This is a genomic window from Streptomyces sp. MBT53, assembly GCF_016654115.1.
Lineage (GTDB): Bacteria > Actinomycetota > Actinomycetes > Streptomycetales > Streptomycetaceae > Streptomyces.
In genome coordinates, this window is the sequence record NZ_JAEQAZ010000057.1 from 27,614 (window position 1) to 42,970 (window position 15,357).

Annotated in this window: 13 protein-coding genes; 9 read left to right on the forward strand and 4 right to left on the reverse strand. The window is 70.2% G+C overall.

Translation table 11 applies throughout. From position 1 onward, the window contains the following. Window position 1 precedes the first annotated feature (1 nt). From JHN45_RS22190 to JHN45_RS22200, 3 genes are all read left to right on the forward strand, one after another. Window positions 2-652, forward strand: a complete 651-nt coding sequence (locus JHN45_RS22190) for an AIM24 family protein (RefSeq protein WP_200713172.1) — start codon at window positions 2-4, stop codon at window positions 650-652. Beyond that, window positions 649-1,446, forward strand: a complete 798-nt coding sequence (locus JHN45_RS22195; protein WP_201050189.1) for an AIM24 family protein — start codon at window positions 649-651, stop codon at window positions 1,444-1,446. The genes JHN45_RS22190 and JHN45_RS22195 overlap by 4 nt, the downstream gene beginning before the upstream one ends. A gap of 92 nt (window positions 1,447-1,538) precedes the next feature. Then, on the forward strand, window positions 1,539-2,015 hold the full coding sequence (locus JHN45_RS22200) for a MarR family winged helix-turn-helix transcriptional regulator (protein ID WP_200713170.1): 477 nt from the start codon (window positions 1,539-1,541) through the stop codon (window positions 2,013-2,015). A 53-nt stretch (window positions 2,016-2,068) separates the two neighbouring features. Here JHN45_RS22200 and JHN45_RS22205 read toward each other — a convergent pair whose 3' ends face one another. From JHN45_RS22205 to JHN45_RS22215, 3 genes are all read right to left on the reverse strand, one after another. After that, on the reverse strand, window positions 2,069-3,331 hold the full coding sequence (locus JHN45_RS22205) for an MFS transporter (RefSeq protein ID WP_201050191.1): 1,263 nt from the start codon (window positions 3,329-3,331) through the stop codon (window positions 2,069-2,071). A gap of 120 nt (window positions 3,332-3,451) precedes the next feature. After that, window positions 3,452-4,408: a methylmalonyl Co-A mutase-associated GTPase MeaB gene (meaB, locus tag JHN45_RS22210; RefSeq protein WP_200713168.1), complete on the reverse strand. Its 957-nt coding sequence runs from the start codon at window positions 4,406-4,408 to the stop codon at window positions 3,452-3,454. A gap of 44 nt (window positions 4,409-4,452) precedes the next feature. Further along, window positions 4,453-5,655, reverse strand: coding sequence for an acetyl-CoA C-acetyltransferase (locus JHN45_RS22215; RefSeq protein ID WP_200713167.1), 1,203 nt, complete (start codon window positions 5,653-5,655; stop codon window positions 4,453-4,455). Between the two features lie 149 nt (window positions 5,656-5,804). On the opposite strand from JHN45_RS22215, the gene mce reads away from it, so the two are divergent. The 3 genes from mce to JHN45_RS22230 all read left to right on the forward strand — a co-directional run bounded on the left by mce (window position 5,805) and on the right by JHN45_RS22230 (window position 11,431). After that, window positions 5,805-6,245, forward strand: coding sequence for a methylmalonyl-CoA epimerase (gene mce, locus JHN45_RS22220; RefSeq protein ID WP_019073152.1), 441 nt, complete (start codon window positions 5,805-5,807; stop codon window positions 6,243-6,245). A gap of 208 nt (window positions 6,246-6,453) precedes the next feature. Continuing rightward, window positions 6,454-10,302 (forward strand): polarized growth protein Scy, encoded by a 3,849-nt coding sequence (gene scy / locus JHN45_RS22225; RefSeq protein WP_201050193.1) that lies wholly within the window; start codon window positions 6,454-6,456, stop codon window positions 10,300-10,302. Between the two features lie 193 nt (window positions 10,303-10,495). After that, the gene (locus JHN45_RS22230; protein ID WP_019060749.1) at window positions 10,496-11,431 is read left to right on the forward strand and encodes a cellulose-binding protein; all 936 of its coding nucleotides are present in this window, start codon (window positions 10,496-10,498) and stop codon (window positions 11,429-11,431) included. Window positions 11,432-11,484: 53 nt separating this feature from the next. Here the strand turns inward: JHN45_RS22230 and JHN45_RS22235 are convergent, their stop codons facing one another. Next, window positions 11,485-12,051 (reverse strand): TetR/AcrR family transcriptional regulator, encoded by a 567-nt coding sequence (locus tag JHN45_RS22235; protein WP_201050195.1) that lies wholly within the window; start codon window positions 12,049-12,051, stop codon window positions 11,485-11,487. Window positions 12,052-12,148: 97 nt separating this feature from the next. Here JHN45_RS22235 and JHN45_RS22240 point away from each other — a divergent pair, with 97 nt between their 5' ends. The 3 genes from JHN45_RS22240 to JHN45_RS22250 are packed head-to-tail and all read left to right on the forward strand — an operon-like array spanning window position 12,149 to window position 15,266. Next, window positions 12,149-13,513, forward strand: a complete 1,365-nt coding sequence (locus JHN45_RS22240; RefSeq protein WP_201050197.1) for an MDR family MFS transporter — start codon at window positions 12,149-12,151, stop codon at window positions 13,511-13,513. A gap of 9 nt (window positions 13,514-13,522) precedes the next feature. Then, the gene (locus JHN45_RS22245; RefSeq protein WP_201050199.1) at window positions 13,523-14,494 is read left to right on the forward strand and encodes an ABC transporter ATP-binding protein; all 972 of its coding nucleotides are present in this window, start codon (window positions 13,523-13,525) and stop codon (window positions 14,492-14,494) included. A 1-nt stretch (window position 14,495) separates the two neighbouring features. Then, complete coding sequence (locus JHN45_RS22250) at window positions 14,496-15,266, forward strand: ABC transporter permease (protein WP_201050201.1); 771 nt, start codon at window positions 14,496-14,498, stop codon at window positions 15,264-15,266. Window positions 15,267-15,357 lie beyond the last annotated feature (91 nt).

Consider the following 15,357-nt stretch of genomic DNA (forward strand, 5'->3'; position numbering starts at 1 on the left):
CATGACGTTCACGGAGATCAACTCGAAGATGATCCAGGCGACCGTCATGCCGGGTCAGCGGGTGTACAGCCAGCGCGGCGCGATGCTCGCCTACAAGGGCGACGTCTCCTTCACCCCGAACATCCAGGGCGGCCAGGGCGGCGTCATGTCGATGCTCGGCCGCCGCGTCGCCAACGAGGCCACTCCCCTGATGACCGTCGAGGGCAGCGGCACCGTGATGTTCGGTCACGGCGGCCACCACATCCAGATCATCGAGCTCACCGGAGACACCCTCTACGTGGAGGCCGACCGTCTCCTCGCCTTCGAGGGCACCCTCCGGCAGGGCACGATGTTCATGGGCTCGCAGGGCGGCGTCATGGGCATGGTCCGCGGCCAGGTCACCGGCCAGGGCCTGTTCACGACCACGCTCCAGGGGCAGGGCGCGGTCGCCGTGATGGCCCACGGCGGGGTCTTCGAGGTGCCGATCACCCCCGGCAGACCCGTCCATGTCGACCCGCAGGCCTACGTCGCCCACCACGGCGACGTCCGCAACAAGCTGTCCACGGCGCTCGGTTGGCGCGACATGGTGGGCCGGGGCTCCGGCGAGGCGTTCCAGCTGGAGCTGAGCGGCAGCGGCGCGGTCTACGTCCAGGCGTCGGAGGAGAAGCTGTGAGCCAGTACGCGGGGTCCGGCCCCACGGTCTACGACCCGATGACCCTGCCGGTCGACGACAACGTCAACAAGTACACCTTCTGCGTGGAGCTCAAGGGGAGCCAGTGGTTCCTGCAGAAGGGGAAGATGATCGCCTACTACGGCTCGATGGAGTTCAACGGCATCGGGCACGGGCGACTCGACCGACTTGTCCGTACGTCCTTCCATTCGCCTCTGCACGCGAGCGACTGGGTCGTGGCGGACGGCTCGGGCAAGATGCTGCTCGCCGACCGGGCCTTCGACGTCAACGCGTACGACCTCGAAGACGCCAACATGACCATTCGCTCCGGCAACCTGCTCGCTTTTCAGCCAAGTCTCGCTCTGAAGCAGTCGATTGTTCCCGGCTTTCTGACACTCATCGGAACCGGAAAGATCGTGGCCGCCTCCAGCGGCCCGGTGGTGTTCATGGAACCCCCGATCCGGGTCGACCCGCAGGCACTCGTCGGCTGGGCCGACTGCCCCTCCCCGTGCCACCACTACGACCACGCCTACATGACCGGCCTGATGGGCGGTCTACGTGCGATGACGGGCATCGGCGGGGCCTCCGGGGAGGAGCACCAGTTCGAGTTCGTGGGGGCGGGCACGGTGCTGCTCCAGTCCTCGGAGAATCTGATGCCCGAGCAGGCCACAGGGGTTGTGCCGCACGAGCCGGGGGTACCGGGCGGGGGCGGGGTGCGCACAGGCCCCTCACAGCAAGCGGGCGCACCGCGCCTTCCCGGACAGCTGGGGGATCTCCAGCGTCGCTTCGGGCTGTGAGCGGTAGTCTGCGGAGTGTGACGTCGAACGTGTGCGCGCCGTCACGCCACCCTCACTAGTTCGCCTTTCAACATTTTAGGTAGACTTCATTCATGGAGACCGAGACGGCCACGCGCTGGCTGACCGAAGAGGAGCAGTGCGCCTGGCGCACCCACCTGGAGGTCAACAGGCTGCTGACGTACCAACTCGAAAAGGACCTGCAGCCGTTCGGCCTGACGATGAACGACTACGAGATCCTGGTGAACCTCTCCGAGGCGGAGGACAAACGGCTGCGGATGAGCGACCTCGCCGCCGCCACGCTCCAGTCCAAGAGCCGCCTCTCGCACCAGATCACCCGCATGGAGAACGCGGACCTGGTACGCCGGGAGAACTGCGAGTCGGACCGCCGGGGACTGTACGCGGTACTCACCGAACACGGCCTGGAGACGATGCAGAAGGTCGCACCCCATCATGTGGCGTCGGTACGGCGACACTTCATCGACCTCGTGACCCCCGAGGGCCTGTCGGAACTCGACAAGACGCTGAAGCCGATCGCGGAGCATCTGCGGGGGCAACGGGGCCGTCCGTAACGGCAGTCGACCGAACGCGGGCGGGGTATGGACCCCGCCCGCGTTCGTCGTTGTCAGGCGCGCGGGGCTGTGTCGATCGCGGCTCCGGCGCGTGGGCGCGACCAGCCACGACGGACCGGCACACGGACCACGGAGCTCGCCCCCGCCACGACCGCCACCACCCCGGCGATCACAAAACAGACCCCCACCGGAACCCGCCCGATCAGCAGTCCCGTCACCACCGATCCCCCCGAACTCCCCGCGTTCACCGCCATGTTGACCCACGCCCCGGCCTGCGTCCGCACCTCCGGCGCAGCCACCTCGTCGGCCAGCAGATACGCGGTGGTCAGCGCCGGTGCGACAAAGAAGCCCGCACACGCCACCGCCACGGTGAGTGACCACACCCCCGCCGCCGGCCCGGCCGCGGCCAGCGCCAGTCCAAGACCGAGCGCCGACAACGCCAGCCGTACCCGCGCGGCCCGACGCCAGTCGACCGCACCGTTCAGCAGGCCACCGACCGCGCTGCCCGCCGACAACGCGGCCAGCACCCAGGGCACGACACCGTCGCCGTACCCCCGCTGTTCGGCGAAGGCCATCACCAGCAGGTAGACGGCGCTCAGCGCGAGCCCCGTCCCGGCGGCCACGACGACCGGGCCGAGCAGCCCGCGGACCCTGGAGAGCCTCAACCCCCGCCCGCCGCCTGCCGGAACGCGTACCCCGGCCAGCGCCGGTGACGTGACGAAGGCGAACGTCCCCGCGCCGATCAGCACCGCGCTGAGCAGGACCCCGGCGGCCGGCGGGGCGAAGCTCATCAGCGCGCCGATCGCCAACGGGCCGACGACGTACAGGAGTTCCTCGGCGACACCGTCGAGGCTGTACGCGCGCCGCAACAGCCCCTGGTCGCCGACCAGTTCGGCCCACACGGAGCGCATGGTGGGGCCAAGTGGGGGCGCGCACATGCCTGTTAGCGCAGCCACCGTGCCGAGCACCACCTCCGGTGTCCCGGGGCGCCAGGTCACCGCCGCGAGGACGCACAGGAGGGTGCCGTAGAGCAGGGCCATGGGGAGCAGGGCGCGGCGGGGGCCGTGGCGGTCGACCAGGGCCGCGCGCAGGGGCAGCAGCAGGACGGTCGCGGTGCCGAAGACGGCCATGACCGTGCCGGCCGCGGCGTACGAGCCGGTGGAGTGGACGACCGCGAGCAGCACGGCCGGGGAGACGGTGCCGTAGGAGAGCCGTCCGACGAGGGCGGCGGTGAACGTGCGGCGCGCGTACGGGACTTGGAGTACGGCGGCGTACGAAGGGCACGCCGGAGTCGGCGTGGAAGAAGGCGCGGACATGCGAAGAGTTCCTCAACTGGAGGCATGGGAAAGGGACGCCGGTGTGTTCGGCGTGCCCTATGCCATGAGGAGGAACATGTGGGTCAACGTAGCAGCGACGCAAGGACGTCGACCAGCGTATTAACCCTCCGTGATGCCCGCGATCAGTTCGTCCGCAGCGCGGTACGCGTCCAACTCCCCTGCCACGACCCGCTCCGCGAGCGCGCCGACGCGGCGGTCACCGTGCAGGTCGCCGATGCGGGCGCGCAGGGCCGTGACCGCGATCGTCTCGATCTCGCGCGCCGCCCGGGCCGCCCGGCGCTCCGCGAGAACCCCGTGCTCCTCCATCCACGCCCGGTGCTTCTCCAACGCCTCCACCACCTCGTCGATGCCCTCCGCGCGGGAGGCGACCGTCTTGACGATCGGGGGGCGCCAGTCACCGGGGCCCCGGGACTCGCCGAGACCGAGCATGTGGTTCAGCTCGCGGGCGGTCGCGTCGGCGCCGTCCCGGTCGGCCTTGTTGACGACGTAGACGTCGCCGATCTCCAGGATTCCGGCCTTCGCCGCCTGGATGCCGTCGCCCATACCGGGGGCGAGCAGCACCACGCTGGTGTCGGCCTGGGAGGCGATCTCCACCTCCGACTGGCCGACCCCGACCGTCTCCACCAGGATCACGTCGCAGCCCGCCGCGTCGAGGACGCGGATGGCCTGCGGGGCGGACCAGGCGAGGCCGCCGAGGTGGCCGCGGGTGGCCATCGAGCGGATGTAGACGCCGGGGTCGGAGGAGTGGTCCGACATGCGGACCCGGTCGCCGAGCAGGGCGCCGCCGGAGAACGGCGAGGACGGGTCGACGGCCAGGACGCCGACCCGCCTGCCCTGCTTGCGGTACGCCGTGACCAGCGCGGAGGTCGACGTCGACTTGCCGACGCCCGGCGATCCCGTGAGGCCGACGACGTACGCCCCGCCGGTCAGCGGTGCGAGGGTCGCCATGACCTCCCTGAGCTGGGGGGACGCCCCCTCCACCAGGGAGATCAGCCGGGCCACGGCCCGCGGCCGGCCTTCCCTGGCCTGGGCCACCAGCGAGGCGACGTCCTGCATCACGGCTCCGTTCGCTTGCGGATGTTGCGAGAAGGTACTGCTGCTCAGGCCTTGGGTACCCGCACGATCAGCGCGTCACCCTGACCGCCGCCGCCGCACAGTGCCGCCGCGCCGACCCCGCCGCCGCGCCGCTTGAGCTCCAGGGCCAGGTGCAGGACCAGGCGGGCGCCGGACATGCCGATGGGGTGGCCCAGGGCGATGGCGCCGCCGTTGACGTTCACCTTTTCCGTGGACACCCCGAGGTCCTTCATTGACTGCACCGCGACGGCGGCGAAGGCCTCGTTGATCTCGATCAGGTCGAGGCTCTCGACCTCCAGGCCCTCCTTCTTCAGGGCGTGCAGGATCGCGTTGGACGGCTGCGACTGGAGCGAGTTGTCGGGTCCCGCCACATTGCCGTGGGCGCCGATCTCGGCGATCCACTGCAGGCCCAGCTCCTGCGCCTTGGTCTTGCTCATCACGACCACGGCCGCCGCACCGTCCGAGATCTGCGAGGAGGTGCCGGCGGTGATCGTGCCGTCCCGGGTGAACGCGGGGCGCAGCTTGCCGAGCGATTCGACCGTGGTCTCGGCGCGGATGCCCTCGTCCTTGCTGAAGACGACCGGCTCGCCCTTGCGCTGCGGGATCTCGATCGGGGTGATCTCCGCTTCGAAGACGCCGTTCTGCTGGGCGGCCGCGGCCCGCTGGTGGGACAGCGCGGCGACCTCGTCCTGCTCGGGCCGGGCGATGCCCAGGCGCGTGTTGTGCTTCTCCGTCGACTCGCCCATGGCGATGTTCTCGAAGGCGTCGGTCAGGCCGTCGTAGGCCATCGCGTCGAGCATCTCGATCGCGCCGTACTTGTATCCCTCACGGGACTTGGGGAGCAGGTGGGGGGCGTTGGTCATGGACTCCTGGCCGCCCGCGACGATCACGTCGAACTCACCTGCACGGATGAGCTGGTCGGCGAGCGCGATGGCGTCGAGGCCGGAGAGACAGACCTTGTTGATGGTGAGCGCGGGGACGCTCATGGGGATGCCCGCCTTGACGGCGGCCTGGCGTGCCGGGATCTGCCCTGCCCCGGCCTGGAGCACCTGGCCCATGATCACGTACTGCACCTGGTCGCCACCGATACCCGCACGGTCGAGGGCGGCCTTGATCGCGAAGCCGCCGAGGTCGGCTCCGGAGAAGGTCTTCAGGGAGCCCAGCAACCGTCCCATGGGCGTCCGGGCGCCCGCGACGATCACCGAGGTCGTGCTGTTCGTTCCAGACATGAGGTGCGATCCCCTTCCAGCGTGTTTCAGCTGAGGAGTGAACGAGGGTTTACTTGAAATGTACTGAGCGGTAGACCACCCCGTCATCGGGCCGTCGGTGTGATCGCGCGCACGTTGCGTAACCACCCGGCGAGCGCTGCACTACATACATGCTGACGCGAATCGACCACATCGGGATCGCCTGCTTCGACCTCGACACCACAGTCGAGTTCTACCGGGCCACGTACGGCTTCGAGGTGTTCCACTCCGAGGTCAACGAGGAACAGGGCGTGCGCGAGGCCATGTTGAAGATCAACAACACGGACGACGGCGGCGCCTCCTACCTCCAGCTCCTCGAACCCACCCGCGAGGACTCCGCCGTAGGAAAGTGGCTGGCGAAGAACGGGGAGGGCGTCCACCACATCGCCTTCGGCACGGCCGACGTCGACACGGACTCCGAAGACATCCGCGGGAAGGGCGTACGCGTTCTGTACGAGGAGCCGCGACGCGGCTCCATGGGGTCACGGATCACGTTCCTGCACCCAAAGGATTGCCATGGCGTACTGACAGAACTGGTCACTTCGGCGCCTGTTGAGTCACCTGAGCACTGACCCTCGTACATATGGGCCGGTAGGGTTGGGGTCGGTCGTCGCTCGCAACCAGGGCAACGGCATGCCGGGGTCCGGTTTCGGGGGCGAGCGTCGGGGCAGCAGCCCGGGCTCCGCCGTTGATCTGACACCATTCCCCGGGAGCACCGTCCGTTGGATGGACGGCGCTCGTTGGAGTAAACCGCGACCAGGGGACGGATGGGACCGCGCAGTGCGGGGCTACGAACGCCAGGAGCGAGAGCCGGCGGCTGACGTCGACCACCTCTCTCGGTTCGAGGCCGAGATGGAGCGGCTGAAGACCGAGCGGGAAAAGGCGATCCAGCATGCCGAGGACCTCGGCTACCAGGTCGAGGTGTTGCGCGCCAAGCTCCACGAGGCGCGCCGCACCCTCATGTCCCGCCCGGCATACGAGGGCGGCGACATCGGCTACCAGGCCGAACAGATGCTCCGTAATGCCCAGATCCAGGCCGACCAGCTGCGCCAGGACGCCGAGCGGGAGCTGAGCCAGGCCCGCGCGCAGACCCAGCGCATCCTCCAGGAACACGCGGAGAACGCGGCCCGCCTCCAGGCCGAACTGCACCAGGAGGCCGTGACCCGGCGCCAGCAGCTCGACCAGGAGCTGGGCGAACGCCGGCAGACCGTCGAATCGCACGTCAACGAGAACGTGGCGTGGGCCGAACAGCTGCGCGCCCGCTCCGAGGCACAGGCCCGCCGGCTCGTCGAGGAGTCCCGCGCCGAGGCCGAACAGGCCCTGGCCGCCGCCCGCGCCGAGGCCGAGCGCGTCGCCGCCGAGGCCCGGCAGCGACTGGAGATGGACGCCGAAGCGGCCCGCTCGGAGGCCGAGCAACTGCTGCGCCGCGCCCGCACGGACGCCGAACGGCTGCTGAACGCCGCCTCCAGCCAGGCCCAGGAAGCCACCGACCACGCCGAGCAGCTGCGCAGCTCCACGGTCAACGAGTCGGACTCCGCCCGCCGGCAGGCCACCGAGATGAGCCGGGCCGCCGAGACCCGCATGGCGGAGGCCGAAACCTCACTGCGCGAAGCACGCCTGGAGGCCGAGAAGGTCCTCACCGAGGCCAAGGAGGCCGCGGCCAAGGCCCTCGCGAGCGCCGAGTCCGCCAACGAGCAGCGCACCCGGACCGCGAAGGAACAGGTCGCCCGGCTCGTCACCGAGGCCACCAAAGAGGCCGAGACCACCAAGGCCGACGCCGATCAGATCGTCGCCGACGCCCAGGCCAAGGCCGAGAAGATCGTCGCGGAGGCCGAGGAGAACGCCCGCAGCCTCACCGCCGAGGAGACCGCCTCCCAACTCGCCAAGGCCGCCCGCACCGCAGAGGACGTCCTCGACAAGGCGTCCGAGGACGCCAAGAACACCACCAAGGCCGCCACCGAGGAGGCCGAGCGGATCCGCTCCGAGGCGGAGGCCGAGGCCGACCGGCTGCGCGCCCAGGCGCACGACATCGCCGAACAGCTCAAGGGCACCGCCAAGGACGACACCAAGGAGTACCGGGCCAAGACGGTCGAGCTGCAGGAGGAGGCGCGCCGGCTGCGCGGCGAGGCCGAGCAGCTGCGCGCCGACGCGGTCGGCGAGGGCGAGCGGATCCGCGCCGAGGCCCGCCGCGAGGCCGTCCAGCAGATCGAGGAGGCGGCCAAGACCGCCGAGGAACTCCTCTCCAAGGCCCGCGTCGACGCCGACGAGCTGCGCCAGACCGCCACCACGGACAGCGAGAAGGTCCGCACCGAGGCCATCGAGCGCGCCACCACCCTGCGCCGGCAGGCCGAGGAGACCCTCGACCGCACCCGCAAGGAGGCCGAGCGGCACCGCGCGGAGGTCATCGAGCAGTCCGAGGGCATCAAGGCGGACGCCGAACAGGCCGCGCGCGACCTGCGCGACGAGACCGAGCGGGCCATAGAGGCACGCCGCGAGGAGGCCGCCGAGGGCCTGACGCGGCTGCACACCGAGACCGAGGAGCGGCTCGCCGCGGCCGAACAGGCCCTGACCGACGCCCGCGAGGAGGCCGAGCGGATCCGCCGCGAGGCCGCCGAGGAGACAGAGCGCCTGCGCGGCGAGGCCGCCGACCGCATCCGCTCCCTCCAGGCGCAGGCCGAGGCGGAGGCCGACCGGCTGCGCAACGAGGCCGCCGGCGACGCGTCCGCCTCCCGCGCCGAGGGCGAGGCCATCGCCGTACGACTGCGGTCCGAGGCCGCGGCCGAGGCCGAGCGGCTCAAGACCGAGGCGCAGGACACCGCCGACCGGGTCCGCGCGGAGGCCCAGGCAGCCGCCGAGCGCCTCGCGATCGAGGCGTCGGAGACCCTGGGCGCCGCCCAGGAGGAGGCCGTACGGCGTCGTCGTGAGGCCGAGGAGCTGCTCGGGTCGGCCCGTGAGGAGGCCGGGCAGGAGCGCGAGCGGGCCCGCGAGCAGAGCGAGGAGCTGCTCGCCTCGGCGCGCAACCGCGTCGAGGAGGCGCAGTCCGAGGCGCTGCGGCTGGTCGAGGAGGCCGACCGGCGCGCCACCGAGATGGTGTCGGGCGCCGAGCAGCACGCGCAGCAGGTGCGGGAGTCCGTCGCCGGGCTGCACGAGCAGGCCCAGGAGGACATCCAGGGCATCAGGTCGGCGGCCGAGCACGTGGCGGACCGCACCCGGCGCGAGGCGCAGGAGGAGGCGGACCGGGTCCGCGCCGACGCCTACAGCGAGCGGGAGCGGGCCACCGAGGACGCCAACCGCGTCCGACGCCGGGCGGCCGAGGAGACGGACGCCGCCAAGGCCCTTGCGGAGCGCACCGTTTCGGACGCCATCGCGGAGGCCGAGCGGCTGCGGACCGAGGCCGCCGAGCACGCCGAGCAGGCGCGCACGGAGGCGTCGGAGGCGATCGCGCAGGCCGACCAGGACGCGGCGCGGGCCCGGGCGGACGCCCGCGAGGACGCCAACCGGATCCGTTCGGACGCGGCGACGCAGGCCGACACCCTCATCACCGAGGTGACGGCGGAGGCGGAGCGGCTCCAGACGGAGACGGTCAACGAGGCCGAGCGGGTGCGTTCGGAGGCCGTGGCCAAGGCGGAGAAGCTGATCTCGGACGCGACCGGGGACGCGGAGCGGCTGCGTGCCGAGGCCGCCGAGACGGTCGGGGCCGCGCAGCTGCACGCCGAGCGGACCCGGGCGGAGGCCGCGCGGCTGCGGGCGGACTCGGAGGCGGCGGCCGAGCGGGTCACCAGCGCGGCGCGCGAGGAGTCCGAGCGGACGCTGGACGAGGCCCGCAAGGAGGCCAACAAACGCCGGTCGGACGTGGCCGAGCAGGTCGACACGCTCATCACGGAGACCGCGGCGGAGGCCGACAAACTTCTCAACGAGGCGCAGCAGCAGGCACAGAAGACGACGGCGGACGCCGAGGCACAGGCCGACTCGATGGTCGGCGCGGCCCGCACCGAGGCCGAACGGCTGGTGTCCGAGGGCACCGTCGAGGGCAACTCCCGGGTGGAGCAGGCCCGTACGGACGCGGACGAGCTGCTGGTCGGCGCACGGCGGGACGCCACCGCCATAAGGGAACGGTCGGAGGAGCTGCGCGACCGCATCACCAGCGAGATCGAGAGCCTGCACGAGCGGGCCCGCCGTGAGTCCGCGGAGACGATGAGGTCGGCCGGCGACCGCTGCGACGCGCTCATCAAGGCGGCCGAGGAGCAGCTCGGCAAGGCGCAGATGAAGGCCAAGGAGCTGGTCTCGGAGGCCAACTCCGAGGCGGGCAAGGTCCGTATCGCCGCGGTGAAGAAGGCGGAGGGTCTCCTCAAGGAGGCCGAGCAGAAGAAGTCCACGCTCATCCGTGAGGCCGAGGACCTGAAGGCGGAGGCGATCCGCGAGGCCCGGCGCACGGTGGAGGAGGGCAAGCGCGAACTCGACGTGCTGGTCCGCCGCCGCGAGGACATCAATGCCGAAATCTCCCGTGTCCAGGACGTCCTTGAGGCGTTGGAGTCTTTTGAGGCCCCGACGGCGGCCAAGGACGGCGGGGTCAAGGCCGGCGCCGCCGCGGGCGCAACTCGTTCGGGTGGCAAGTCCGTTGAGGGCTGACGAAGCCTAGGAACCTCCTGTGAGGTTCGGGCGTTCTGAGGCCTTTGCCCGACTCTTTGGCAAGCGGTCGGACGATTAGCCACTCAAAAGGGGTGTCATTCTCCAGATCAAACACGCATCCGCTCGATGACACACCGCTTCGGCCCCTAGGATTCCACCTATCACCTCACCGGTCTCATTCGACAGGAACCCCATGAGCGACACTTCCCCCTACGGCTTCGAGCTTGTGCGGCGTGGGTACGACCGCGCTCAGGTGGACGAACGCATCTCGAAGCTCGTCTCCGACCGTGACAGCGCTCTGGCTCGTATCACTGCTCTTGAAAAGCGCATCGAGGAGCTCCACCTCGAAACGCAGAACGCCGCGGCCCAGGTAAGCGACGCCGAGCCGTCGTACGCCGGCCTCGGCGCGCGGGTCGAGAAGATCCTCCGCCTCGCCGAGGAAGAGGCCAAGGATCTGCGCGAGGAGGCCCGGCGCGCGGCCGAGCAGCACCGCGAACTCGCGGAGTCCGCTGCCCAGCAGGTCCGCAACGACGCAGAATCGTTCGCTGCGGAGCGCAAGGCCAAGGCGGAGGACGAGGGCGTCCGGATCGTCGAGAAGGCCAAGAGCGACTCCGCGCAGCTGCGTGGCGAGGCCCAGAAGGACGCCCAGCAGAAGCGCGAGGAGGCCGACGCCCTCTTCGAGGAGACCCGCGCCAAGGCCGCGCAGGCCGCCGCCGACTTCGAGACGAACCTCGCCAAGCGCCGCGAGCAGTCCGAGCGGGACCTGGCGTCGCGTCAGCAGAAGGCGGAGAAGCGTCTCGCGGAGATCGAGCACCGCGCGGAGCAGCTCCGGCTGGAGGCCGAGAAGCTGCGCACGGACGCCGAGCGCCGCGCGCGTCAGACGGTGGAGACGGCCCAGCGCCAGGCCGAGGACATCGTGGCCGACGCGAACGCCAAGGCCGACCGCATCCGTTCGGAGTCCGAGCGCGAGCTGGCCGCCCTCACCAACCGTCGCGACAGCATCAACGCGCAGCTGACGAACGTGCGCGAGATGCTCGCCACGCTCACCGGCGCCGCGGTGGCCGCCGCGAGCTCCCCGGTCGAGGACGAGCCCATCTCCCGTGGGGTTCCGGCTCAGCAGTCCCGGTAGTCACGCAGTAGCTCGTACGGCTGAGGCCCGCATTCCCTCCGGGGGTGCGGGCCTCAGCCGTGTCCACGCAGCAACGGCAGATACACATCGTCGACGATCTCCACGAGCGTGGAATCGGCGACCGTTTCATGCGAGACGACCATCTCGTAGCGCAGCAGGTCCGCGGGGACGGTGACGGCCCGCCGGGGAAGGTCGGCGGTGGGGATCTCGCCGCGCTTCACGGCCCGCTGAAGCAGCGTCAGCAGGATGTCGTGCATGATGCCGAAGACCTTCGGGTCCAGGTCGGTCGCCTCCGCGAGCAGGCCCCGGAGGACGTCCGAGCCCAGTTGCCGCTGCCGCTCGATCATCAGCCGCAGCAGGGCCAGCAGGTCGGCACGCAATTCCCCGGTGTCGGGGACCTGGTCGACGATGAAGCCGGTGCGGTGCGGCAGGGCGGCCTTGACGAGTTCGGCGCGGTTGGCCCAGCGCCGATAGAGCACCTGCTTACCGGTACGGGCCCGGGCCGCGACGCCCTCCATGGTGAGCCGGGCGTATCCGACCTCGGCCAGCTCCTCCCACACGGCGTCCAGGATGTCGGCCTCCAGCGCGGCCCCGCGCCGCCGCGTCTGTTCTCCGACCATCACGGACACCTTCCACCCAGGAGACCTTGCGTCTCTTATCAAGACCAGCCTATCGTGGACGAGATAAGAGACTCAGCGTCTCTAAGGGGGACTCGCCTTGCCTGCCACCACCGTCCGCACCACCGAACGCCTGGACCCCGCCGTCTGCAAACTCGCCGGCATCCTCGTCCTGGGCGCCCTCGCCCCACTCCTCGACAGCACGATCGTCTCCATAGCCCTGCACACCCTGGGCCACGACCTCGGCGCCTCGACGACGAGCCTGCAATGGGTCAGCACCGCCTACCTCCTCGCCCTCGCCACGGTCGTCCCGGTCTCCGGCTGGGCGGTCGAGCGCTACGACTCCCGCCACGTCTGGCTCGGCGCGCTCACCCTCTTCCTCACCGGATCCCTCCTCTGCGGACTCGCCTGGAACATAGGCTCGCTGATCGCCTTCCGGGTCCTCCAGGGCATAGGCGGCGGACTGCTCCTGCCCGTCCTCCAGACCCTGGTGATGCGGGCCGCCGGAGGCCGCTCCCTGGGCCGCCTGATGACCGCGATCACCCTGCCCGTCGTGGTCGTACCGATCCTCGGCCCGGTCCTCGGCGGCCTGCTCGTCGGCCACCTCAGCTGGCGCTGGATCTTCTACGTCAACCTGCCCGTCTGCCTCCTGGCTCTCGCCCTGGCCTGGCGCGGCGTCCCCAAGGACACCCCCCGCCCCGGCCACCACCTGGACCTGACCGGCCTCCTGCTCCTCTCCCCCGGCCTCGCCACCCTGGTCTACGGCCTGTCCGAGACCGGCGTCGCCCGCGCGACCGCGATCCCGGCGGGCGCCGTACTGATCGCCCTGTTCACCCGCCACGCACTCCACGCCCGCGACCCCCTCGTGGACCTCCGCCTGTTCAAGGACCGCGCGTTCGCCGTCTCCTCCCTCCTGACGTTCATGAACGGGCTCACCCTCTTCGGCGGGATGTTCCTGCTCCCCCTCTACTACCAACAGGTGCGCGGCGAGGGCGTGATCGCGGCCGGACTGCTGCTGGCGCCGCAGGGCCTGGGCAGCCTGCTGGCCCGGGTCACCGGACCGCTCACCGACCGCCTGGGCCCCCGCCCGGTCGTCGTGTCGGGCATGCTCCTCTGCGCACTCGGCACTCTCCCCTTCCTCCTCCCGCACCCCGACGCCGCACTCCTGGCCCTCGCCCTGGTCGTGCGCGGATTCGGGGTGAGCGCGGCCAACATGGCGGTCATGGTGGGCGCCTACCAGGGCCTGGACCGGGCCCGCATCCCGCACGCCAGCACCAGCATCCGGATCGTGCAGCAGCTGGGCGGCGGCGTCGGCACCGCCGTACTGGCGACGGTCCTCGCGCACGACCAGAGCACGACCGCTTTCCCGCACGCGTTCGCCTGGGCGACGGCGTTCACGGTTGTTGCCTGCGCCGTCGGACTCTGTTTGCCCGTCCGGGTGGCATCAGCCCAACAGCGGTCCTAACGTGGCCGCATGATCGAGCTCGAGGGGCTGACCAAGCGGTACGGCGACAAGGTGGCGGTGAACAACCTCACCTTCGCCGTGAGACCCGGCATCGTCACGGGCTTCCTCGGCCCCAACGGCGCCGGCAAGTCGACGACGATGCGCATGATGCTCGGTCTCGACCGGCCGACCGCCGGTGACGTACGCATCGACGGCCAGCACTACGACCAGCTCAAGGACCCGCTGACGTACATCGGCGCCCTCCTCGACGCCAAGGCCATGCACGGCGGACGCAGCGCCTTCAACCATCTCCTGTGCCTGGCACAGAGCAACTGCATCCCGAACAGCCGGGTACACGAGGTACTCGACACAGTCGGACTCACAGCCGTAGCGAAAAAGAAGGCCAAAGGCTTCTCCCTCGGCATGGGCCAGCGACTCGGCATCGCAGGCGCGCTCCTCGGCGACCCCCGCATCCTCATGTTCGACGAACCGGTCAACGGCCTCGACCCCGAGGGCATCCACTGGATCCGCAACCTGATGAAGTCCCTTGCCGCACAAGGCCGTACGGTCTTCGTGTCTTCCCACCTGATGAGCGAGATGGCGCTGACGGCCGATCACCTAGTCGTCATCGGCCAGGGCCGCCTCCTCGCGGACACCTCCATGGCGGACTTCATCCAGCAGAACTCGCGGTCCTACGTCCGGATCCGCACCCCGCACCGAGAGCGGCTGCTGGACGTACTCCACCAGGCCGGCATCACCGTCGTCGAATCCGGCAACGGAACCCTTGAGGTGGACGGCGGCAAGTCCGAGCAGATCGGCGAGCTGGCGGCACAGCACCAGCTGGCACTGCACGAGCTGAGCCCTCAACAGGCCTCCCTGGAGGAGGCGTTCATGCAGTTGACCGCGGAGTCGGTGGAGTACCACGCGCATTCCGACACACCACTCCCCGTCGCACCTGCGGAGCAACAGCAGGGCTGGGGCGACGGCTGGAAGAAGGACTGACATGGCGGCGACCCAGGTCATCCGTTCGGAGTGGACGAAGATCCGCTCCGTGGCATCGACAGTCTGGACACTGTCCCTCGCGCTGGTGGTGACGATCGGGCTAGGCATGCTGATCTCGGCACTCTCGAAGAACCAGTTCAACGACATGAGCGAGAAGGACAAACTCTCCTTCGACCCGACCTTCATCAGCTTCGCCGGGATGAGCCTCGGCCAGCTGGCCATGATCGTGTTCGGGGTCCTGGTCGTGTCGAACGAGTACAGCACCGGCATGATCCGCACCTCCCTCGCGGCCGTCCCCCAGCGCGGCACCTTCCTCTTCGGCAAGATCGCGGTGGCCACCGGACTCTGCCTCGTCGTCGGCCTGGTGACCAGCTTCGTCACGTTCTTCCTCGGCCAGGCGATGCTCGGCTCCCACAAGGCGGAGATCGGCGACTCCGGCGTACTGCGCGCGGTGATCGGCGGCGGCCTCTACATGACCCTGATCGCGATGTTCTCCATGGGCGTCGCCTCGATGCTCCGCTCACCCATGCTGTCCCTCGGCATCCTGATGCCCTTCTTCTTCCTGATCTCCAACATCCTCGGCAACGTCTCCGCGACGAAGAAGATCGGCCAGTACCTCCCCGACCAGGCCGGCAGCAAGATCATGCAGGTGGTCACCCCGGTCGACGACTCCGCACCGTACGGCCCCTGGGGCGGCTTCGGAATCATGGCCCTGTGGGTGGCAGCGGCCCTGCTGGGCGCATACATCCTGCTGAAGCGACGGGACGCGTAGGACTACTCCTCACGCCGCAGGAGGCCCCCGCACCCCACGGACCCGCAGCCGCCGACGCACGGGAGCGGGTCGTGGCGGTACGGCGAGCCCG